Source organism: Nonomuraea sp. NPDC052265 (assembly GCF_044547985.1).
In the GTDB taxonomy this organism is placed as follows: Bacteria; Actinomycetota; Actinomycetes; order Streptosporangiales; family Streptosporangiaceae; genus Nonomuraea.
Genome location: NZ_JBIUBJ010000004.1, coordinates 1 through 19,793, shown reverse-complemented (window position 1 = coordinate 19,793; position 19,793 = coordinate 1). Strand labels below are relative to the sequence as shown.

At 74.0% G+C, this 19,793-nt stretch carries 22 protein-coding genes; 4 read left to right on the top strand and 18 right to left on the bottom strand.

The genetic code is table 11. The features are described from left to right. Window positions 1-23: 23 nt before the first annotated feature. The 15 genes from ACIHAD_RS13565 to ACIHAD_RS13495 form a co-directional block, all read right to left on the bottom strand. Window positions 24-2,063, bottom strand: coding sequence for a prolyl oligopeptidase family serine peptidase (locus tag ACIHAD_RS13565; protein WP_397354694.1), 2,040 nt, complete (start codon window positions 2,061-2,063; stop codon window positions 24-26). Between the two features lie 217 nt (window positions 2,064-2,280). Continuing rightward, window positions 2,281-2,592 (bottom strand): hypothetical protein, encoded by a 312-nt coding sequence (locus ACIHAD_RS13560; protein ID WP_397354693.1) that lies wholly within the window; start codon window positions 2,590-2,592, stop codon window positions 2,281-2,283. Window positions 2,593-2,625: 33 nt separating this feature from the next. Further along, entirely contained in the window at window positions 2,626-3,231 is a 606-nt protein-coding gene (locus tag ACIHAD_RS13555; protein ID WP_397354692.1) for an energy-coupling factor transporter transmembrane component T family protein, read from the bottom strand. Continuing rightward, window positions 3,228-3,902: an energy-coupling factor ABC transporter ATP-binding protein gene (locus ACIHAD_RS13550; RefSeq protein WP_397354691.1), complete on the bottom strand. Its 675-nt coding sequence runs from the start codon at window positions 3,900-3,902 to the stop codon at window positions 3,228-3,230. The genes ACIHAD_RS13555 and ACIHAD_RS13550 overlap by 4 nt, the downstream gene beginning before the upstream one ends. Continuing rightward, window positions 3,899-5,023 (bottom strand): thiolase family protein, encoded by a 1,125-nt coding sequence (locus ACIHAD_RS13545; protein WP_397354690.1) that lies wholly within the window; start codon window positions 5,021-5,023, stop codon window positions 3,899-3,901. The genes ACIHAD_RS13550 and ACIHAD_RS13545 overlap by 4 nt, the downstream gene beginning before the upstream one ends. 1 nt (window position 5,024) lies before the next feature. Next, window positions 5,025-6,365: a class I adenylate-forming enzyme family protein gene (locus ACIHAD_RS13540; protein ID WP_397354689.1), complete on the bottom strand. Its 1,341-nt coding sequence runs from the start codon at window positions 6,363-6,365 to the stop codon at window positions 5,025-5,027. Continuing rightward, on the bottom strand, window positions 6,365-6,958 hold the full coding sequence (locus ACIHAD_RS13535; RefSeq protein ID WP_397354688.1) for a biotin transporter BioY: 594 nt from the start codon (window positions 6,956-6,958) through the stop codon (window positions 6,365-6,367). The genes ACIHAD_RS13540 and ACIHAD_RS13535 overlap by 1 nt, the downstream gene beginning before the upstream one ends. Window positions 6,959-7,019: 61 nt before the next feature. Then, on the bottom strand, window positions 7,020-7,652 hold the full coding sequence (locus ACIHAD_RS13530) for a DNA/RNA non-specific endonuclease (RefSeq protein ID WP_397354687.1): 633 nt from the start codon (window positions 7,650-7,652) through the stop codon (window positions 7,020-7,022). A 174-nt stretch (window positions 7,653-7,826) separates the two neighbouring features. Next, entirely contained in the window at window positions 7,827-9,125 is a 1,299-nt protein-coding gene (locus ACIHAD_RS13525) for an alpha-amylase family protein (protein ID WP_397354686.1), read from the bottom strand. 81 nt (window positions 9,126-9,206) lie between these two features. Beyond that, window positions 9,207-9,734 carry a GNAT family N-acetyltransferase gene (locus tag ACIHAD_RS13520; protein ID WP_397354685.1) on the bottom strand — a complete coding sequence of 176 codons (528 nt, stop codon included), beginning with the start codon at window positions 9,732-9,734 and terminating at the stop codon, window positions 9,207-9,209. Between the two features lie 18 nt (window positions 9,735-9,752). Next, on the bottom strand, window positions 9,753-10,313 hold the full coding sequence (locus ACIHAD_RS13515; RefSeq protein WP_397354684.1) for a helix-turn-helix domain-containing protein: 561 nt from the start codon (window positions 10,311-10,313) through the stop codon (window positions 9,753-9,755). A gap of 30 nt (window positions 10,314-10,343) precedes the next feature. Beyond that, complete coding sequence (locus ACIHAD_RS13510; protein ID WP_397354683.1) at window positions 10,344-10,628, bottom strand: DUF6204 family protein; 285 nt, start codon at window positions 10,626-10,628, stop codon at window positions 10,344-10,346. Window positions 10,629-10,640: 12 nt separating this feature from the next. Next, window positions 10,641-11,279 carry a TetR/AcrR family transcriptional regulator gene (locus ACIHAD_RS13505; RefSeq protein ID WP_397354682.1) on the bottom strand — a complete coding sequence of 213 codons (639 nt, stop codon included), beginning with the start codon at window positions 11,277-11,279 and terminating at the stop codon, window positions 10,641-10,643. Window positions 11,280-11,326: 47 nt separating this feature from the next. Beyond that, on the bottom strand, window positions 11,327-11,788 hold the full coding sequence (locus ACIHAD_RS13500; RefSeq protein WP_397354681.1) for a ClpX C4-type zinc finger protein: 462 nt from the start codon (window positions 11,786-11,788) through the stop codon (window positions 11,327-11,329). A gap of 31 nt (window positions 11,789-11,819) precedes the next feature. Beyond that, window positions 11,820-12,725: a LysR family transcriptional regulator gene (locus ACIHAD_RS13495; protein WP_397354680.1), complete on the bottom strand. Its 906-nt coding sequence runs from the start codon at window positions 12,723-12,725 to the stop codon at window positions 11,820-11,822. A gap of 70 nt (window positions 12,726-12,795) precedes the next feature. On the opposite strand from ACIHAD_RS13495, the gene ACIHAD_RS13490 reads away from it, so the two are divergent. Further along, window positions 12,796-13,161, top strand: coding sequence for a YybH family protein (locus ACIHAD_RS13490; RefSeq protein WP_397354679.1), 366 nt, complete (start codon window positions 12,796-12,798; stop codon window positions 13,159-13,161). A 2-nt stretch (window positions 13,162-13,163) separates the two neighbouring features. Here the strand turns inward: ACIHAD_RS13490 and ACIHAD_RS13485 are convergent, their stop codons facing one another. Both ACIHAD_RS13485 and ACIHAD_RS13480 read right to left on the bottom strand, forming a co-directional pair. Beyond that, window positions 13,164-13,562 (bottom strand): sensor histidine kinase, encoded by a 399-nt coding sequence (locus ACIHAD_RS13485; RefSeq protein WP_397354678.1) that lies wholly within the window; start codon window positions 13,560-13,562, stop codon window positions 13,164-13,166. Between the two features lie 146 nt (window positions 13,563-13,708). Next, entirely contained in the window at window positions 13,709-14,671 is a 963-nt protein-coding gene (locus ACIHAD_RS13480) for an SDR family NAD(P)-dependent oxidoreductase (protein ID WP_397354677.1), read from the bottom strand. A gap of 62 nt (window positions 14,672-14,733) precedes the next feature. On the opposite strand from ACIHAD_RS13480, the gene ACIHAD_RS13475 reads away from it, so the two are divergent. Together ACIHAD_RS13475 and ACIHAD_RS13470 are read left to right on the top strand one after the other, a co-directional pair. Then, window positions 14,734-15,309 carry a TetR/AcrR family transcriptional regulator gene (locus tag ACIHAD_RS13475; RefSeq protein WP_397354675.1) on the top strand — a complete coding sequence of 192 codons (576 nt, stop codon included), beginning with the start codon at window positions 14,734-14,736 and terminating at the stop codon, window positions 15,307-15,309. Between the two features lie 349 nt (window positions 15,310-15,658). Next, window positions 15,659-16,555, top strand: a complete 897-nt coding sequence (locus tag ACIHAD_RS13470) for a hypothetical protein (protein WP_397354673.1) — start codon at window positions 15,659-15,661, stop codon at window positions 16,553-16,555. Window positions 16,556-16,753: 198 nt separating this feature from the next. On the opposite strand, the gene ligA is transcribed toward ACIHAD_RS13470, so the two are convergent. Further along, window positions 16,754-18,829 (bottom strand): NAD-dependent DNA ligase LigA, encoded by a 2,076-nt coding sequence (gene ligA / locus ACIHAD_RS13465; protein ID WP_397354672.1) that lies wholly within the window; start codon window positions 18,827-18,829, stop codon window positions 16,754-16,756. A gap of 394 nt (window positions 18,830-19,223) precedes the next feature. On the opposite strand from ligA, the gene ACIHAD_RS13460 reads away from it, so the two are divergent. Beyond that, window positions 19,224-19,547 (top strand): hypothetical protein, encoded by a 324-nt coding sequence (locus tag ACIHAD_RS13460; protein ID WP_397354671.1) that lies wholly within the window; start codon window positions 19,224-19,226, stop codon window positions 19,545-19,547. Window positions 19,548-19,793: the final 246 nt, after the last annotated feature.

Genomic DNA, 19,793 nt, shown 5'->3' with positions numbered 1-19,793 from the left:
GTTTCAGGACAGCCTTATATAAGTCAAACCTGGGATAGATGTCGGCGCAGGAAGTCCAGCTCCAGCAGCAGCAGGCTCTCGGCCACGTCCTCCTGAGGGGTCATGTGCGTCACGCCGCTCAGCGGCAGAACGGTGTGCGGACGGCCCGCGGCCAGCAGCGCCGCCGACAGGCGCAGCGTGTGGGCGGCGAAGACGTTGTCGTCGGCCAGACCGTGCACCAGCATCAGCGGACGGGACAGCCGGGGCGCGTCGGCCAGCAACGAGCAGCGGTCGTAGGCCTCGGGATGCTCGTCGGGGTGGCCCAGGTAACGTTCCTGCCAGTGGGTGTCGTACAGGCGGGGATCGGTCACCGGCGCGCCCGCCACGGCCACGTGGAAGACGTCGGGATGGCGCAGCACGGCCGCCGCCGACAGGTAACCTCCGTAGGACCAGCCGCGGATCGCCACCCGGCCCAGGTCCAGGTCGGGATGGCGGGCGGCGGCGGCCAGCAGCGCGTCGGCCTGGTCCTCCAGCGCGGCGCTCAGCTTGTCGAACCGCACCGCGCGCTCCCAGGCCGGCCCCCGCCCCGGCGTGCCCCGCCCGTCGGTCACCAGCACGGCGAAGCCCTGCTCGGCGAACCACTGCTCGACCGCGAAGCCGTCCAGGCCGCGCAGCACCCGCGCGGCCGTCGGCCCGGCGTACGGCGACAGCAGCACCGGCAGCCGCCCCGACCCCGGCACGTGCCCGGACGGGAACAGGACCGCCGTACGCAGGTCCCGCTTGCCCAGCGACACCAGCTCCACCCGCGGCCGCAGCACCGGGACCGCGCCGAGGGAGGCGATCACCCGATCACCCACGCTCACCCGCACACCGTGCTCCTCCAGGACGCGGCGCACCACGACCGTCGCCCCGCCGGCGCGTACGCCGGTGTGCACGCCCGGCTCGGCGGTCACCCTGACCAGTCCCTCGGCCCTGGACCAGGTGCACAGCTGCCGCTCGGTCGGCTCCTCGCAGCACTGGAAGAGCACGGTGTCGCCGTCCACGGCCAGCACCTCCAGCACCTGCAGCCCGGGCGGGGTCACCATGTCGTCGCCCACCATCAGGCGGCGGGTGTCGTCGCGGTCGACCGTCCAGACCAGCTCGCCCGAGGCCGTGCGCGACGGCACGCCGCCCACCAGCTCCAGCCAGGCGTCGTCGGTGTCCTCGCGCACCAGGGTGGTCGCCCCGGTGGCCGGATCGACCTCCAGGACGCGGGTGGTGCGCTGGTCGCGGCTCTGCACCAGCACCAGCAGGCCCTGGCCGGTCCACGACACCGCCGCCACGTACTCGAAGGCCACCCGGTCCCACACCACCCGGGTGCGCCGGCCCTCCAGTGTGACCAGCCACAACGACACGTCGGCGTTGGCCGTGCCGGCCGGCGGGTAGGCCACGGTCCGCGGCGGCCTGGCGGGGTCGGCCGGCTCGGCCAGGCACCACTTCTGCACCGCGGCGTTGTCCACCCGGGCGGCCAGTAACCGGCTCCCGTCGGGCGCCCACCAGTAGCCGCGATGGCGGCCCATCGACTCGCCCGCCACGTGCTCGGGCAGCCCCCACGTCACGTCGGTGCCGTCGGGGACCAGCAGCGGCCGCTCGCCGACGTGCAGCGCGCCGCCGGAGACGAACGCGACGTGCTCGCCGGTGGGGTCGAGCCGCGGGTCGGAACCGGTCAGGCCGAGCGCCGTCACCTCGCCGGTCAGCAGGTCGACGGTGTGCAGCGCGCCGTCGGCCGCGTAGACGGCCCTGGTGACGGCGGCGTCGGTGGCGTAGGCCACGATGCCGCGGGCGTGCTCGCGGGTGCGTTCCCTGCGGGCACGCTCGGCCTCCGACGGCCGCGCGCCCGGCGTGGGCGCGCCCGGGTCGGCCAGCAGGCGCTCCTCCCCCGTCGCCACGTCGAACGACCACAGCCGGTGCACCGGATCCTCGCCCGAGGACGACCGCAGGAAGATCACACGCGCGCCGTCCGGGGAGATCGTGAAGTTCCGCGGGACGCCGTAGGCGAAGCGGGCCGTGCGGGCGTGCTGGCGGGGAAGCGTCAGGGGAGGCATGGCGCGATCATAGGCACGGCCCGTCGAGACGGCGCAAGGCAGGCCAGGGTGGCGGCGCGGGCATCGCTCCCGCGCCGCCACGCGAGGTCAGCGGTCCTCGAAGCGCACGTCGTCGAACAGCGCCTCGTCGCCGGTGGGGGCGGTGCCCGCGCTGCTGAAGGCGTAGCCGTCCATCGAGGTCACCGCGGCGGTGCGGGGCAGCGTGGCGATCTGGCGGTCACCGGCGTACAGGGTGGCGGCCGAGGTGCAGCTGCACCGGGGCCTCGCGCAGCGGGGTGGCGCGCCCCGGGCCGAAGGTCAGGCCGCCGTCGTCGGAGACGGCCATGCCGCTGGTCTGGGCCATGACCGCGTCCACGTTGGTGGACCAGGTGGCGATCAGCTTCTGGCCGGGCGTGCCGTCGGGCCTGACGACGTCGACGGCGGTCAGGTTGGGGAAACCGGCGTAGTCGCGGCGCTGGGCCGCCGTCGGCTCCTTGGCCGCCGGGCGCGGGCTGGGGTGGATCCAGGCGGGAAGGGGGCAAGTTGTCACTGCCTTATGTTCGCTTTGTGATGAAGTGCGAGGTCAGTCGTCGAGCCCGCGGGCCGACAGCGCCTCGCCCAGCGCGTCCGCGTGCCGCAGCGCGCCCACCACCAGCGGCACCGCGAAGGCCCGCACACTGCGCTCCACCCCCCGCGCCCGCTGCGCCTCCCGCACCCGCACCGCCAGCGACGCCAGCACCGGCACACTGCGCACGGTGAGCGAGAGCAGCAACGACAGCCGGAACGGGTCCAGCCCCACGAACCCGACCGGCGACAGGCCGCGCTCCAGCGTCGCCAGCATGTCCGCCGTCCGCGTGGTCAGCGTCACGAGCCCCGCCAGCGCCACCGCCAGCACCACCCGCAACGTCGAGGACACCGCCGCGTCCAGGTCCGTGAACACCAGTTGCAGGACGAACAGCACGAGGGCGAACCAGCGCACCGGCCTGACCTGCGCCCACGCCGCCCGTCCCCCCACCCGCGCCGACGCGTACAACACCGCCGCCACGACCGCCGCCCCCGCCAGCGCCACAGGCGGCCGCAACAGCACCACCGCCGTGCAGGACAACGCCAGCCCGCCCAGCTTGACCCCGGCCGGCAGCCGGTGCAGCCACGAACCGCCCGGCACGTACGCCCCGGTGAGCCCGTTCACGCCATCAGCTTGGTGTAGTGGCCGATCGCCTCGGCCGGCGAGCCGTCGGCGACCACCCGGCCCTCGTCGAGCACCAGCACCCGGTCGAACCCGGCCAGCAGCGGCAGATCATGCGTGACCACCACCACCTGCTGCGGCATCTCCCGCAACAGCTCGGCGACCTGCCGCGAATGGCGCAGGTCGAGCAGCGTCGTGGGCTCGTCCATGACCAGGATGTCGGGTTCGAGCACCATGACCGCGCACAGGGCCAGCAACTGCTTCTGGCCGCCGGACAGGTGGTGGGCGGGATGGTCGGCGTGCCCGCCCAGGCCGTGACGGGCCAGCACGTCGTGCACGCGGCGCTCGACCTCCTCGCGCGGCAGGCCCTTGCGGCGCAGGGAGAAGGCGACGTCCTCGGCCACGGTCGGCATGACGATCTGCGCGTCGGGGTCGGTGAACAGGAACCCGACCCGCCGCCTGATCCGCGCGGCCTGACGGCGGGTGTCCAGGCCGAGCACGGTGACCCGGCCCGAGGTGGGCACGGCCAGGCCGTTGATCAGCCGGGCCAGCGTGCTCTTGCCCGAGCCGTTCGCGCCCACCACGCCCACGCGGCGCTCGCCGAGGCTCGCGGTGACGCCGCGCAGCACGTCGCGCGTGCCCAGCCGGACGTGCACGTCGGCGAACTCGATCACGCGACCACCTCGAACAGCGCGGCCACGCCCAGCCCGCCGCCCACCGCCGCGGCCGCCAGCCCCAGCGTGCCCGCGGGCGCCCCGGCCCGTACGAGCCTGGAGAAGAGCCTGGTCACCACCACCGCGCCGGTCGCGCCCCACGGATGGCCCAGCGCCAGCGCGCCGCCGCCGGCGCACACCCGCTCGCGGTCGGCGTCCAGCGGGTCGAGGCCGAGCGCGTCGGTGACGGCCAGCACCTGCGCCGCGAACGCCTCCACGATCTCCACCGCCGCCACCCGTCCCATGTCCACCCCCGTACGCGCCAGCACCCGGCGGACCGCCGGCACCGGCCCCCACCCGGGCAGCGCCGGATCACACCCGACGACGGACCCGGCCACCAGCCGCAACCCCGGCAGGCCGGCCCGCTCGGGAACCAGCGCCACGGCGGCCGCGCCGTCGCTGACCGGAGAGGAATTACCGGCGGTCACTGTACCGCCCGGCACGAACGCCGCGGGCAGCCGGGCCAGCGACGCCGCCCGCAACGCCCGGGGACGCTGGTCCTCCGCCCGGCCGCCGACCGGCACGATCTCCTGGTCGAAGGCGCCCGAAGCGCGGGCGGCCAGCGCCTTGGCGTGGCTGAGGCGGGCGTAGTCGTCCTGGCGGTCGCGGCCGATGCCGTACGCGGCCGCCAGGGCCTCGGCGGCCGGGCCCATGTCGGGGTCGGGATGCCCCTCGGGGGCGAAGGGCGCCCGCTCGTAGGGGCGGTCCGCGCCGCGCGGCGTCCGCAGCGGCGCGGTCGAGGCGCTCTCGGCTCCCCCGGCGATCACCAGGTCCATCTCGCCCGAGGCCACCGCCTGCCCGGCCACCAGGATCGCCGCCAGCCCGCTGCCGCACTGCCTGTCGACCGTCAGGCCGGGCACGCCGTGACCGAGCCCGGCGGCCAGCGCCGACACCCGGGCCACGTTGCCGCCGGGGCCCATGCAGTTGCCGAGCACCACGTCGTCCACCGGCCGGCCGGCCTCGGCTGCCACCGCCTCGATCACGGGAGCGGCCAGCCGGTCGACGGTCACGTCCTTGAAGGCGTGCCCGGCCGTGCCGATCGGCGTACGGCGGGCCGCCACGACGACGGGTCGTCCGCCCACGTCAGACCAGCCGCCGGATCTCGGGGTCGCCGCCGGCCAGCCGGTCGGCCACCAGGCCGCGCGCGGGCTTGCCCGACCCGGTGCGCGGCAGCGCGGGGACGGCGTACCAGCGGCGGGGCCGCTGCGCCACGTCCAGCCCGCTGCGGGCGACGGCCTCCAGCAGCGCGCGCGGCGGCGGCGAGGCGCCCTCGACCACCGCGGTCACCACCGAGCCGAGCGAGGGGTGCGGCGAGCCGATCACCACGATGTCCCCCACGCCCGGCACCTTCCGCAGCACCGCCTCGACGTCCTCGGGCACGACGGTCGCGCCGCCGGTCTGGATCGCGCCGTCGCCGCGCCCGCGCACCCGCAGCACCTGCCCCGCCCGGTAGGGCTCGGCCAGGTCGCCGACCGTCGTCCAGCCAGCGCCGTCGCGGCGCAGCGGACCCGCCGCGCCGCCCAGGTAGCCTTCGGCCAGCCACGGCGAACGCGCCCACACCTCGCCCAGCGTGTGCCCCGGCTCGGCCCTGACCTCGACCTCGACGCCCGGAAAGGGACGCATCCCGCCCCCGTCGGCGTCGAAGGCCACGAACGACAGCTCGGTCGCGCCGTAGTAGGACATCACGCGCACCCCCGCCCGCCCGGCCAGGTCCCGCGCCCGCCGGCTCAGGGCCGCGCCGCCGACGACGGCCGTACGCAGGCGGGGGGCCTGCTCCAGCACCTCCGGCAGCCGGTGCGGCACCAGGTGGATCGCGGTCGCCGCGCGCAGGAACGCGGGCGCGGGCCGCCCGCCCGGCACCAGGGCGGTCGCGCCGACGGCCAGCGTGTGCACGGCGGCGAAGGCGTACAGGGAGGAGACCAGCGGGCCGGGCACCAGGACGACGTCGGCCGGGCCGATCCCGGTCAGCTCGGTCAGGTGCGGGAAGGAATCCGTCCAGGAGGCGCGGGTGCGGACGACCGCGCGCGGCCGGCCGGTGCTGCCCGAGGTGAAGCACGCCCACGCCCGGTCACCGGGACGGGGATCGGGCGTCAGCGGGGCGCCCGGCGCGGACGGCAGCGGCTCGCCGACCCACAGATCGGCCCCGGCCGCCCCGGCCACGCGCGCCCACCGCTCCGGGCTCCAGGCGGGATCGCCCACCAGCGGCGTCACCCCCGCCAGATCGGCCGCCAGCACGGCGGTCAGCAGCTCGACCGGGTCCTCCAGGGCGATGGCGGCCAGCGTGCCGCGTCCCCGGAGATGCCGCGCGCCGCCCTGGACACGCCCGGCCAGCTCGCCGTAGGTCAGCGAGCCGCGCGGGCCGCGCAGCGCGACCCGGGACGGGCTGTCGGCGGCGTGCCGCAGGACGTGCTCGGCGACGGGCATCAGCGCACCCGCTCGCGGTGCACGGCCGGAACCGCGTCGGGATAGGCGCGTTGCGTGCCCCGGGCCACCAACGCGGCCGCCAGCGCCTTGAGCGCGTCACCCGGCAGGAACAGGGCGGTCAGGCCCAGCGCCTTGGTCAGTGGCAGCCCGGTCACCAGAGCCTGCACCGGCACGCCGACCAGGTAGACCACCCCGATGCCGCCCACCGCGCAGGCCACCAGCAGCCGCAGGACGCTCGGCGTCCGGCCGGCCCGCTCCACCAGCAGCCCGGTGACCGCGGCCCCGGGGACCCAGCCGATCAGGAACCCGGCGGAGGCGGCGGTGAACACGCCCAGCCCGCCGCGCCCGCCCGCCAGCAGGGGCAGCCCGGCCGCGACCAGGACCAGCAGCACGACCACCGCCAGCGCCGCCCGCCAGCTCCCGAGAACGGCCCCGGCCAGCATGACGCCGAGCGTCTGCAAGGTGATCGGCACCCCGTTGCCGAAGACGTTGACCGAGCCGGGCGCGCCCAGCACCGCGATCAACGCGGCGAACACGGCGATCCTGGCCAGGTCACCCGTGGGGAACCTCCGCTGTCTTCCTGCGTTCTCCATGAGGACGATCCCACACCAGAACGGGTCGATCCCGCATGCAGGGTTCCCACAACGCCGGTGGCTACGCCTTGTCAGAGCCGCTCATGCAGTGCGCCGCCCGGAACGCGTTGGTGATCTTCGTGTGCCAGGAGTCCAGGTCGCGGGCCGACAGGGTGTCGTTCGGGAAGGTCACGGTGACCTGCCTGGACACCCCGGAGATCGTCGCGGCCATGGAGACGTGGATGCGGTCGGGGATCACCGTCGAGCCGTCGGGATAGTGCACCTGGACGCGGTAGTCGGCCACCGCGCCGCCCTTGGCCTCCAGGCACGCGCGGGCGCCGTTCTCGACGCGGAGCATCAGGCCCTGGTTGATCTGCCTGCCGCGCATGGGGACCAGGTTGTAGCGCATGCTGGCGCCGGAGAAGGAGGAGGCGATGAGATGGCCGCCCTGCCAGTCGCCGCTGCCGCCCCAGTTGCCGACGGTGGCCTCGCACTCGCTGCGCGCGGCCGCCTTCCTGGCCAGTTGCGGGGCCAGGGCCTGGGCGGGCCGTCCGGCGCCGTCGGTGGTGTAGGTGCGGGGGCCGTCCTTGTAGGTGTGGCTCTTGGCCAGGTGCTGGACGCAGGAGGCGGTGTCGGTGCCGGCCGCCTGCGCGGGGGCCGTCAGGGAGGTGAGCGCCAGGGCGGCGGCGCACAGGACAGGGGGGAGCCGGGTCATGGGCATGAGAAGGGTCCTCTCGCGGGGGGACGCACGACGGGCCCGCTTTCGCAGGTTGCTTCGCGCTTTCGGCGACCACGTCGGCTTTGTCGCGAGATTCATGCCCGGAGAAGTTCGTAGCGGAACGTTGCTAGAACGCTACTTTTCGTAGTGATTGCAGGTAGGTCGTCCTGTTCAGGGCTCGACGACGGCCCAGCCGTGCGGCGGCAGGGTCAGCAGCGAGTCGTCCAGGTGGCCGTCACCGGCGGCGAGGCTCCCGGGGAAGGGCAGCGTGACCTGCGACGGCTCGTCGGCGGTGCTCAGCGCGACCGCCAGCGCCCGGCCGTCGCAGCGGCTCTCGTAGGCGTAGAGCTGGTTGGACAGGACCAGGTCGGTGGTGTGGGCGCGCGACAGCCACGGGTGGCGGCGGCGCACGGCGATGAGCCGCCGGTGCAGGCCGAGGACCGGCAGGCCGCCCGGCGGCATCTCGCGCGGGGAGGCGGGGAAGGCCGGGCGCACGGCGTCGTCGCCGCCCTCGCGCTCCTCCTTGACGCCGCGCAGGGCGTACTCGTCGCCGGCGTACAGCGACGGCGTGCCGGCGACCGTCATCAGCACCGCCAGGGCGTGGGGCAGGTGGCGCTCGTCGGCCAGACGGCTGGCCAGGCGGGTGACGTCGTGGTTGCCGACGAACGTCATCGGCGCGAAGGACTCGGCGAAGGCGGTGTGCCGCTTGAGCGCCCAGGCCAGCTCGAAGGCGTTGCGGTCGTTGAGCGAGCTCCAGATCGCCTTCCACAGCTCGTACTGGGTGACCGCGTCCATGCCGGTCTCGGCCACGAACGCGGCGTAGTCGCCGTGGATGACCTCCCCCACCACGTACGCCTCGGGCCTACCCCGGCGCACCCGCGGCAGCACCCGCGCCCAGAACTCCGGCGGCACGGCGTAGGCGGCGTCCAGCCGCCAGCCGTCGGCGCCCCGGTCGAGCCAATGGGCCATCACCGCCGCGACGTGCTCGGCGACGGCCGGCTCGGCGTGGTCGAGCGCGACGAGCGACCGGTGCCCCTCGAAGTCGTCGTGCGCGGGAGCACCGCCGCCGGCCGGCCAGCGCAGCCGGAACCAGCGCGCGGCCGGCGAGCCCGGCCCCTCGCGAAGGGCCTGCTGAAAGCGCGGGAATCCCTGCCCCACGTGGTTGAAGACGCCGTCGAGGAGCACCCGCAGCCCGCGCTCGTGCGCGGCCGACACCAGCGCGTCGAAGTCGCCGTCGTCGCCCAGGCGCGGATCGACGCGGAAGTGGTCGAGGGTGTCGTAGCCGTGGGTCTCGGCGGCGAAGATCGGGCCGAGCTGCAGCCCGTCGGCGCCCATGGCGGCGGCGTGGTCCAGCCATGGCACCAGACCCCCGAGCCGGTGGGTGACCGTCGGCACGGCGGCGCGCTCGGCGCCCAGGAAGCCCAGCGGATAGACGTGCCAGAAGATCGCCTGCTCTGCCCAGGACGGCACGTCAACCCCCCCCGATGAAGATCCGAAGCCCATTCTAGGCGCGGCCCCGCCGCGAGCCGGTCGCCGGGGGCCTGGGCGGGCTCACGCGGGAGCGGTGAGGCGCTTGTAGAAGAAACTGCAGTCGAGCAGGGTGCCGTCGGGGGCGCCGGCGTAGCCCGGCACGACGCCGTACCGGGTCCAGCCACCGGTGAGGTAGACGTGCTCGGCGGCGCTGCCGGTCTCGGTGTCGAGCACCAGCAGGTCGGCCCCGGCCGCGACGGCGCCCTGCTCGGCGGCGGCCAGCAGCAGGCGGGACAGGCCACGCCCGCGCGCCTGGCGGTGCACCAGCAGCTTGACGAGCTCGGCGCGGTGACGCGAGTTGGGCTTGCGGGCCATGACCAGGCCGACCGTGCCGGCCAGGAAGCCGTCCGGGGCGCGGCAGGCCCACACCGCCATGCCGCCCTCGGCCACCGCCGCCTGCTCCCGCCACCACGCCGCGGCCTCCGCCGGGCCGAACGGCTTCAGGAACCCGACCGAGGCGCCGCCGTCCACGGCGTCGGCCAGCAGCACGGCCAGTTCATCGACGCTACCGGCGAACTCCTGCGCGGACATGCGATTGACGGTGTGCATGAGGGGCTCCTTGTGCGCTCAGGGCAGGACGACGAACAGGGCGTAGCGGACCGGCGAGGGCCCGGGACAGCGGAACCGCGACCGCCCCCACAGGCGGAAACGCAGGCAGTCGCCCGCCTCCAGCAGGTGGGCCCGGCCCTCGGCGGTGATCTCCACGACGCCCTCCAGCACCCAGACGTGCTGTTCGAGCCCGGGAACCGGCGGCTGGTCGTAGGCGATGTCCGCGCCCGGCCGCAGCCGCCCCTCGACGACCTCGCCGCGCAGCCCGGGATGCGGCGGCGAGACCGAACGACGCTCGAACCCCGAGCTCTCGTCCCGCCACACCGCCTGGGCCGCGGACCGCACCACCTGCGCCGGCTCGGACTCCACCTCGGCCAGCAGGCGCGACATCGTCCGCCCGTAGACCGCGCAGAGCTTGTTGAGCAGGGCGGCGGTCGGGCTGATCTCGCCGCGCTCCAGCCGGGACAACGTCGAACGGCTGATCCCGCAGCGCCGCGCCAGCTCGTCGAGCGACCAGTCGCGCTCGACGCGCAGCTCCGCGAGCCGCCCGGCCAGCCGCTCGTCCAAATCCTGTCCCATATCCGGGATCATATCCCAGGTTCGGGACAATCAGGCGCGGCCCTTGCGGCGGATCTTGATGTCCCGCATGTCCGTCACCGCGACCTGCAACACCTGGTACGGCACCCCGTACGCCTCCAGCGCCGCCACCGCCCGCCCGGTCGCCTCGTGCTCCCCGTCGCCCTGCCCGGCGGGCACCTGGCACCGGAAGGTGAACGCCGACAGGGTCCCGTCATGGGTGAACGTGCCCGCCTCGGTGAACGCCGTGTCGTGCGCCCCCAGCACCGCGGCCCGTCCCTCCTCGTCGAGCCCGTCGAACTTCCCGCGGATGGTCACCCGGAACAACGCTCAGCCCTCCCGTACGGCATAGGTCAGGAACCGCTCGGCGAGCAGCCCCTCGGTCACGTCCAGCAGCTCCAGCACGGCCTCGGCGATGGCGTCGGGCCGCTCCCCGGCCGCCACCCGCCTGCCGACCTCGGCGTACACCAGCGAGTGCAGGCAGCCGATCTGCCAGGCGACGGCGCGCGGCAGCGGATCGCCCGGCGCGGCCCCCGTCTCCTCGGCCAGCGCCTCGGCCAGCGCCTCGGTCATCTGCCCGGCCAGCTCCTCCAGGCGCGCCCGCAGCGTGGGGGCGGCGAGCATCATCTCCAGCACCCGGCCGAACCCGGCCGTCAGGCCCAGCCTGCGCTCGCGCCCGCGCACCTCCTCGCGCAGCCGGGCCAGCACCGCCCCCGCCGCCGACTGCCCCGGCGCCCGCTCGCGCACGATGTCGGCGAGCCGCTGCGGCGAGGCGTCCTCCGGCGGCAGGACGAGGTCCTCCTTGGCGGTGAAGTAGTTGTAGAGCGTGTTCACCGACACCTCCGCCGCCGCGGCGATCTCGGCGATCGTGACCTGGTCGAAGCCGCGGTCCACGAACAGCCCGATCGCCACGTCGGACAGGTGCCGGCGGGTCTTGCGCTTCTTCCGCTCGCGAAGCCCTTCGGTCATGCCAGGACTCTACTGCAAACTTGAAGTGGATTACGATTTTCTGGCCGTCAGCGGGACTCGACGTCGGCGGCGAACCGGTCCCACGCTGCCTGGCGCGTGATGCCGAGCGCCTCGCCGATCCTGGCCCACGTCACGTTGCGGTCGCGCAGGATGCCCACCCAGGCGCGCAGGTCGCGCTCGGCCAGCTCGACGGTGAGCGCCTGGCGCGGCAGGGCGGCCAGCACGTCCTCGTCGGACATGCCCGTCACGTACTGGTCGGCCGGGTCGGGACCCCAGTGGACGCGGGCCTTGCGGTCGCCCTCCGGCGCCGCCTCGCCCTCCCGCTCCGCCTTGAGCAGCTCGCCGGTGACGATGTCGTGGCTGAGCCGGACGCAGGCGTCGCAGATGTAGACGCCGGGCCCGGCGACGACCTTCCTGGCCTCCTCGTGCGGCTTGCCGCAGAACGAACACCGCGTCGCCAGCTGCTCGACGGGCGTCACCTCTCGGGTGCTCTTGCTGCGTGTCATCATGCTGTCAGCCTGACCTTGACGGCTCGCCGTGTCAAGGACGGGCTGACACTCCCACGGGCCGGGCGGAGAACGCGCGGCGGGCCTGACGCAGCAGCGCCCGCACCGCAGGGCCACCGCCCTCCCGCCAGACCAGGGCGAGCAGCGCCGGCGCCGGCACGTCGTCGATGAGCAGCGCGGTGAGCCGGTCGCGATGGTGCGCGGCCATCGACTCGCTGAGTATCGCCACCCCGAGGCCGCGTACGGCCAGGTCGGCGATGGCGTCGGCGGCGCCGGCCCGCAGCGCGATCGGCGGCCGCAGGCCCTGCGCCGCGCACGCCTCGTCGAACACCGCGCGCAACCCCGTGCCGTGCGGCATGCACACGATCGGGCGGTCGGCCAGGTCGCTCAGGGTGATCCGCGGCCTGGCGGCCAGCGGGTCTCCGGGCGGGACCGCCGCGACCAGCCGCTCGCTGACGATCGTCAGCGCCTCCAGCCCTTCGGGGACGGCGTTCGCGGCGCCGATGAGCGCCAGGTCGAGCGCGCCACCGCGGACGCCCTCGACCAGCTTGTCCGAGTTGTCCTCCAGCAGGGACAGTTCGACGCCCGGATGCGCCCGATGGAAGGCGGCTAGCGCGTCGAACAGGGGCGTGACCGTGCAGCCGAGCACCATGCCGACCGTCAGCGTGCCGCGGATCAGGTCGGTCACCTCGCCCACCGCCTGGCCCACCGCACCGGCGGCGGCCAGCGCGGCGCGGGCGTGTTCGAGCGCCGCCTTGCCCGCGACGGTGAGCGTGGCCACCCGGGCCGACCGGTCGAACAGCTCGGCCCCGAGCTCGCGTTCGAGCCGGCGGATCTGGGCGCTGACGCCCGACTGGCTGATGTGCACCCGCTCGGCCGCCCGGGTGAAGCTGCGCTCCTCGGCCACCGCGACGAAGTACTCCAGCTGCCTCAGTTCCATAACTGGCGATTCTAGAAGCCATCACAACCATCTGTTGGACTTCTTGAAAGAGGATCGGCAGGCTGGAACCATGACCACCTACGACAAGGCCATGCGCCCCGAGGACATCACCCGCCTGTTCGTCGAGCGGTCCAACGCCGGCGACGCGGCCGGTGTCGCCGCGCTCTACGAGGAGGACGCCGTGCTGGCCTACCCGCCCGGCGGCCGGACCGTCGGGCGGGCCGCCATCCAGGCACTGTGGGAGAAAGTGCTGGCCGGCCGCCCGCACTTCGAGCCGGAACAGCCGCTGCCGACGCTGATCAGCGGGGACCTCGCCCTCACCTCCACCCCGCCCAAGGACGGCTCGGGCGCCCGCGCTCAGGTCGTGCGCCGCCAGCCCGACGGGAGCTGGCTGCGCGTCCTGGACCAGCCCGAGTTCGTCAACCCCGCGCAGTGAGGCTAGGCCGGGACGGTGCCGCTGACGGTCGTGCCCTCACCGGGCACGCCGCGCACCGACAGGCGCCCGCCCAGCTCGGCGAACGCCGTGCGCATGCGGCCGGTGCCGCCGCCCGGGGCCGTGGAGGTGAAGCCGCGGCCGTTGTCGCTGATCGTCAGGCGCAGGCCGTGGGCCCCGCAGGTCACGGCCAGCGAGGTGGTGCTCGCGCCGCTGTGGGCCTCGACGTTGTCCAGCGCCTCGTCCACGACGGCCAGCACGGCCCGCCGCAACGCCGCCGTCACGGGACCGGCGGGCAGCGCCCAGATCTCCACGGCCACGCCCGTGCGCTCGGACCACCGGCCGCAGACGCTCTCCAGCTCACCGGCCAGAGCCGGCTTGGCCTTGTCCATGATGCCCGTCATCGCATCTCCTCCGGCCGCCCTCCCCTTGAACGGGTGGGACTGCCCTGAGTATGGGAATCGGGGCGTTGAGCCTGTGTTGAGCCGCTGTTGAGCCCTCACCCGGGCACGATCGTCGAAGCGTAGCACCGCGAGCGGGGATCGTCGCGTCAGCAAGGCCGGGGCGTGCCGCCCGGAGCGTCCGCGAACGGGTCCAGCCCGGTCAGGGCGGCGCTCACGTCCCACAGGCGGCCCGCGAGCACCTCGTCCGCCATGTGCCCGCGCACCGGTTCGAGGACCGGCAGGCCGCGGATCCCCAGCACCCGCGGCCCCCAGAGCTGCCCCCCGCGTACGGACGGATCCAGCACCGCCCGCACGGCCGGCCACGCCGCGGCCTCCTTGCCCTGGAGGAGCAGCCCGGCGGGCAGGCCGCGCAGCCGCTCGCCGGTGGTGCGGAGGCGGATGGGCCGCGAGGGCGTCAGGGAGTCCAGCGCCCCGCCGGGATGCGTGACCACGCTCCTCGTCGTGGCCCCCGCGGCGCGCAGGCGGCGGTCCAGCTCGAAGCCGAAGAGCATCTGCGCCAGCTTCGAGCGTGCGTAGGTGCGCTTGGGCCGGTAGTCGCGCACGCTCTGGAGATCGTCCAGGTCCAGCGTCTCGGACCTGGCGGTGAGGCTGCCCGTGGTCACCACGCGGGCGGCGGGAGCGGCGGCCAGCAGCGGCGCCAGCCGCGCGACCAGCGCGAAGTGCCCGAGGTGGTTGGTGGCGAACATCAGCTCGTGGCCGTCCCCGGTCTCGCGCCGCGGCGGGTGGTCGAGCAGCACGCCGGCGTTGCAGACGACCGCGTCCAGGCTCTCCAGCCCCAGCGCCTCGACGCCGGTCTCGACCGAGGCGAGGTCGGCCAGGTCGAGCGGCACGTGCCGGACGCGCGCGTCGGGGACCCGGCTCCGGATGGAGAGCGCGGCCGTCTCCGCCCTGGCGGGGTCGCGGCTGCCGAGGATCACGGTGGCGCCCGTGCCGGCGAGCTGCTCGGCCACGAAGTAGCCGATGCCCGCGTTGCCGCCGGTGACCAGGAAGTGCCTGCCGCGGGCGTCCGGCAGGCGCCTGACGTCCCAGGCAGTGGAGTGGGAGGACACGGGAGCTCCTTCTGTAATGACTATGAAATCAGAATCATTCTAGTTTTTGCTACGCTGGAAGCATGACGACAGGACGCCGCGAACGCAAGAAGGCACAGACCCGCAAGGCCCTGGCCGAGGCCGCCGTGAAGTTGTTCGCCGAGCACGGCTACGACGGCGTCACCGTCGCCCGCATCGCCGAGGAGGCCGACGTCTCCATCGCCACCCTGTTCGCGCACGTGCCCGACGGGAAGGACGCGCTGATCTTCGACGACGGCGACGAGCGGCACGTCTGGCTGACCGCCGCCGTCCGCGAGCGGCCCCCCGGGCAGAGCGTGCTGGAGGCCCTGCGCCGCTGCCTGGCCGAGCGGGGGCCGTTCGCCGGCGGCCTCCCGCCCGAGCAGCGGCGCAAACGCGACCTGATCGTGGGCACGCCCGCCCTGCGTGAGTACTCGCGCCGCCTCTGGATCGCCGCGGAGGGCCCCCTGGCCGAGGCGATCGCGGCCGGGACCGGGCGCGATCCCGCCGACATGGGCGTGCGCGCGCTGGCCCGCTACGTGCTGGAGATCCCCGAGCTGGCCGGCGCCGAGCCCGATCCGCGCGCCGCCCTGGACGCCGTCTTCGACCTCCTGGAATCCGGCTGGACCGAGCGCGCCTGACGCCGGGCTGGGCGGTTGACGCGGCCGGCGACACCCTGAACCACGGCTCGACCGGCAACGGCATGGTCCGGGCGGCCGTGAGCTCGATCGTGGCGGCCTGTGCTCCGACCACCGCGTGCTGCTCGGGACCGTCACCCCGTCGTGAGAACGGCCGCGGCCCGCCGCAGGGAGACCCCGGCGGGGCCGCCCATCAGCGGGCGTGACAAGCGCCTGTCAAACAGCGGCCATCCACCTTGTCGGGCCGGGCACGCGGGCGCACAGTCAAGGCACGATCGCCCCGCCCGGATCGCACAGCCCGGATCGCCCTGCCCGAATCACCCTGCCCAGATCGCCCTGTCCAGGAGGATGGATGAACGCAAGGCCCACCCCCCATCGCCGCGCCACGACCGCGGTGAGACGGCTCTTATCCGCTGGTCTCGCGGTGTTCGCCGCCGCCTTCCTCGTCGCCACCCCCGCGGGGGCCCTGGCGCTGCCGACGGCCAAGGAGTTCGTGTCGAACCTCGACCTGGACTGCTACAAGACCACGCCGTACCAGCCGCCGGCCGTCACGCTGTCGCTGCGGCACATCAACCCGGTGCTCGCCAACCAGCCGCCCGTGCAGGTCACGCTCGGCCAGCGTGAGCAGCTGTGCGTGCCGGTGGCCAAGAACAACGTCATCCCGCCGGCGACCGTCCTCGACTACGTCAGGTACGTCGACCTGTCCTGCTACCAGGTGACCGGGCCGCAGATCAACCTGCCCCTGGCGCTGCGCCACCTCAACCCCGTCCTCCAGGGCCTGCCGGGCCTCAGCGTCACGCTGAACGCCCCCCAGCAGCTGTGCGTGCCGGTGGCCAAGAACGGCGTCGTCCCCCCGGCGGACGTGCTGCGCGTCGTCTCGCACATCGACCTGCTGTGCTACGGGCATACGCCCAACCCGGCGATGAACAAGGCCCTGAACCTCACCCAGCTCAACCCCGTGCTGGTCAACCAGATCCCGCCCAGGACCGTGCAGGTCGGCGCCGCCCGCCAGCTCTGCGTCCCGGTGCAGAAGAGCGGTGACCAGATCCCGTCGGACGTGTTCGGCATCGTCCGGTGGGTCGACCTGGAGAAGTTCGACGTCACCGGCCCGACGACGCCCATCGTGTCGCTGAACGTCAAGCACCTGAACCCCGTGCTGGCGAACCTGCCCGCCGAGGACCTGAGGCTCACCGGCGCCACGCAGCTCGCCGTGCCCGTCTCCAAGAACGGCGCGGTGCCGCCCGCCTGACGCCCCGCCGCGGCCGGGCCGGACGACCGGCCCGGCCGCCCCGCGTCCGGACAAAGGGTTCTCGGGCTTCGGATCGCCCGAGAACCGATTCCCGGCCCGATGCGCAAGCCCGTGCTGGGCATGCTCGACCAGGCCGAACTGGTCAGCGCCGCCGCCCTGGGCGAGACCGTCCCGGCCCAAGGCTCGACGGCTGTCGGGCTACGGCAAGGAGGCGACGAGTTCGGCGAACTCCTCCGGCGTCACGATCCGGATCCCCAGGCTCTCGGCCTTGGTCCGCTTGGAGCCCGCCTTCTCCCCCGCGACCAGCAGCGACGTCTTGGCCGAGACACTGGAGGACGCCTTGCCACCGGCCCGCTCGATCAGCTCGTTCATCTGGTTGCGGCTCAACGCCTCCAGCGCGCCGCTCATCGCGCCGGTCACCACGACCGACATCCCGGCCAGCGGCAGCGCGGACCCGCCGTCGGCCTCCGGGGAGCCGGGCTCGGCGGGCGGCGTCCAGCCAGGCTCGGCCATGTTCACCCCCGCCCGGACCAGCTTGTCGATCAGCGGCCCCACCTCGACCAGCTCGGCCACCACGACCGGCGCCTTCTCCGGGCCGATGCCCTCGACCGCCTGGATCGCCTCGGCGTCGGCGGCCCGGATGGCCTCCATCGAACCGAAGTGGCGGGCGATGCGGCGGCTCATCGACCGTCCGGTGCCGCGGACGCCGAGCGCCGCGAACACCCGGCTCAGCGGCCGGGCCTTGACCTGTTCGAAGGCGGCCAGCAGGTTGTCGGTGCTGGTCTCGCCCATGCGCTCCAGGCTGAGCAGCTGCTCGCGGGTCAGGAAGAACAGGTCGGCGAAGTCGGCGATCAGACCGGCGTCCAGCAGTTGCTTGATGCGGTTCTCGGCCAGGCCCTCGATGTCGAGCTGGTCGCGTCCGGCGGCGTAGACGATGGAGGCGATCGCCCGGCAGGCCCGGCCGCGCACGCACCGCCACCGCTCCTGCGAGCTGTCGATGGCGTCGCCGCAGGACGGGCAGACCTGCGGGATCGGGATCGGCCGCTCCTCGCCGGTACGCAGGTGCACCACCGGCGACTCCACGCGCGGGATCACGTCGCCCGCCTTGTAGACGACCACGCTGTCGCCCAGCATCAGGCCACGGCGGGTGATGTCGGCGACGTTGTGGAGGGTGGCGTAGGTGACGACGCTGCCGTCGAGCTCGACCGGCTCCAGCACGGCGCGCGGGGCGATGATGCCGGTGCGGCCGGTGTTCCACTCCACGCCGACCAGCTTGGTGATCTTCTCTGTGGCGGGCAGCTTGTAGGCGATCGCCCACCGCGGCGCACGCGAGCTGAACCCGGCCTCGGCCTGGTCGGAGGCCAGGTCACACTTGATCACGATGCCGTCGATGCCGAACGGCAGCCCGGCGCGGGCCGCGGCGATCTCGCCGACGCGCTCCTGCACCCGCTCCAGCGTGTCGGTGACGATCCCGGCGACCGCGGTGGCCGCCGTGGTCTGCACGCCCTGCCCGGCCACCCACTCCATGACCTGGCTGTGCGGCAGCTCGCGCAGCCGCACCGCCAGGTCGGACTCGTCGCCGGGCGCGGGCAGCGCGCCGTAGCCGAAGAACGTCAGCTCGCACACGTACGGCCGGTCCTGGGCGCGCAGCGTGCCGGCGGCGGCGCTGCGCGGGTTGGCGAACGTGGTGCCGTCGTGCGCCGAGCGCTTGGCGCACGCCTCCTCGAACTGCGACGTCGTCATCATGACCTCGCCGCGCAGCTCCACCGTGACCGGCTCGGCCAGCCGCTCGGGCAGGCCGACGATGGTGCCGGCGGCGTGCGAGACGTCCTCACCCGCGGTGCCGTCGCCCCGGGTGACGAGCTGGGCCAGCCGGCCGCCGCGGTAGCGGGCGGAGATGGCCAGGCCGTCGAGCTTGGGCTCGACGCTCCACGCGGTGACCGGACGGCCGAGCCTGCGCTCGACCGAGGCGGCCCAGTCGGCGAGCTGCTCGGCGCCGAACACGTTGTCCAGGCTGAGCATCGGCACGGTGTGCGGCACGTCCCCCACGACCGCGCCGCCCGCGACCTTGCCCGTCGGCGACGTCGGCAGCACCTGCTCGGGATGCGCCTCCTCGTACGCCTGGATGCCGCGCACGAGCCGGTCGTAGGCGTCGTCGTCGAGGGTGGAGGTGCCGTCGGCGTAGTAGGCGGCGGCGGAGTCCACGGCCAGCTGCACGGCCTCGGCGTAGGCCGTGTCATCAGCGAGGACGGTGAAAGGGGGCGTCTCGGTCATAGCACTACAATGCCGGTCGTCACCGACAATCCGCCGCTCGCCGTGGGTCTTGGCCGACTGCCGATCAGGGTCAACGCGGTCTCGCCGGGCGTGGTGCGTGGCCGACATCGCCTTCGCGATCGCGTTCGTCGTCGGCAACGCCTTCACCACGGGCACGGTCCTCACCGTCGACGGCGGAGGCAAGCTGAATGCCTGAGGACGATCCTGGTCACCGCTGCGACCTCCGGGTCCCGGGCGCCCCCGGCAGGCAGCGCAACATGACCCCGGCGGCGCCTCCCGGTTCGGGTCGCGCTGCTCGATCGCCCGAGCGTGACAACTGTCGGCAGGCCCGTGGCGTCTCACCCGTACAGCAACCACCGGAGCAGGGGCTCGTGGTTCGACGACAGTGCCTGGGGTGACCCCTGACCCCGGACACATCAAGCGGCATGAACGGGAAGCCATGACAGCGGAGTTCGCGATCGGTGAGTACATCCTGGTGCAAGACGGGAGGACCTTCGAAATCTTCCATTGCCTGGCCGAGGCCAGGCGATACCACGTGGCGTTCCTCGGAGTGGACGCGAAACCGCACGGTGACGGCTTCAAGGTCACGATCGGTACCCGGTACAAGGACCGGATCGTCAACGGGGTACAGCTGAAGATGGATCAGCAGCAGTTCGCGCGTTTCCAGGACTTCATGGCCGCGGCCATCGAAGCGCGCGACGGTACGAACGCCCCATAGCCGGATACCGGGGTGTCGGCGGCGCGCCTGGCGCTGCCGGTCACCCCTCTCACCGCCGCCGGGTACGCGGGAGTGGGAGCGGACGAGTTACCGGGTTCTCCTGCCCGTACTCGTGATCAGTGCGTCGAGGGCGGCTCGGCCCTCCTCGGCGCGGCATCCCGGCCGAGTTCGTGGCCCCGATGCGCGACTTCCCGGGCTGGCCGGCGATGGAGGCCGTGGCCCACACCCTCATCTACGACGCCACCA

Coding starts and splice junctions, on each gene's coding strand:
- ACIHAD_RS13565 (WP_397354694.1), bottom strand. CDS start 2,063: ATGCCTCCCCTGACGCTTCCCCGCCAGCACGCCCGCACGGCCCGCTTC.
- ACIHAD_RS13540 (WP_397354689.1), bottom strand. CDS start 6,365: ATGCCCGTCGCCGAGCACGTCCTGCGGCACGCCGCCGACAGCCCGTCC.
- ACIHAD_RS13535 (WP_397354688.1), bottom strand. CDS start 6,958: ATGGAGAACGCAGGAAGACAGCGGAGGTTCCCCACGGGTGACCTGGCC.
- ACIHAD_RS13530 (WP_397354687.1), bottom strand. CDS start 7,652: ATGACCCGGCTCCCCCCTGTCCTGTGCGCCGCCGCCCTGGCGCTCACC.
- ACIHAD_RS13520 (WP_397354685.1), bottom strand. CDS start 9,734: ATGCACACCGTCAATCGCATGTCCGCGCAGGAGTTCGCCGGTAGCGTC.
- ACIHAD_RS13515 (WP_397354684.1), bottom strand. CDS start 10,313: ATGGGACAGGATTTGGACGAGCGGCTGGCCGGGCGGCTCGCGGAGCTG.
- ACIHAD_RS13505 (WP_397354682.1), bottom strand. CDS start 11,279: ATGACCGAAGGGCTTCGCGAGCGGAAGAAGCGCAAGACCCGCCGGCAC.
- ACIHAD_RS13500 (WP_397354681.1), bottom strand. CDS start 11,788: ATGATGACACGCAGCAAGAGCACCCGAGAGGTGACGCCCGTCGAGCAG.
- ACIHAD_RS13495 (WP_397354680.1), bottom strand. CDS start 12,725: ATGGAACTGAGGCAGCTGGAGTACTTCGTCGCGGTGGCCGAGGAGCGC.
- ACIHAD_RS13490 (WP_397354679.1), top strand. CDS start 12,796: ATGACCACCTACGACAAGGCCATGCGCCCCGAGGACATCACCCGCCTG.
- ACIHAD_RS13485 (WP_397354678.1), bottom strand. CDS start 13,562: ATGACGGGCATCATGGACAAGGCCAAGCCGGCTCTGGCCGGTGAGCTG.
- ACIHAD_RS13475 (WP_397354675.1), top strand. CDS start 14,734: ATGACGACAGGACGCCGCGAACGCAAGAAGGCACAGACCCGCAAGGCC.
- ACIHAD_RS13470 (WP_397354673.1), top strand. CDS start 15,659: ATGAACGCAAGGCCCACCCCCCATCGCCGCGCCACGACCGCGGTGAGA.
- ligA (WP_397354672.1), bottom strand. CDS start 18,829: ATGACCGAGACGCCCCCTTTCACCGTCCTCGCTGATGACACGGCCTAC.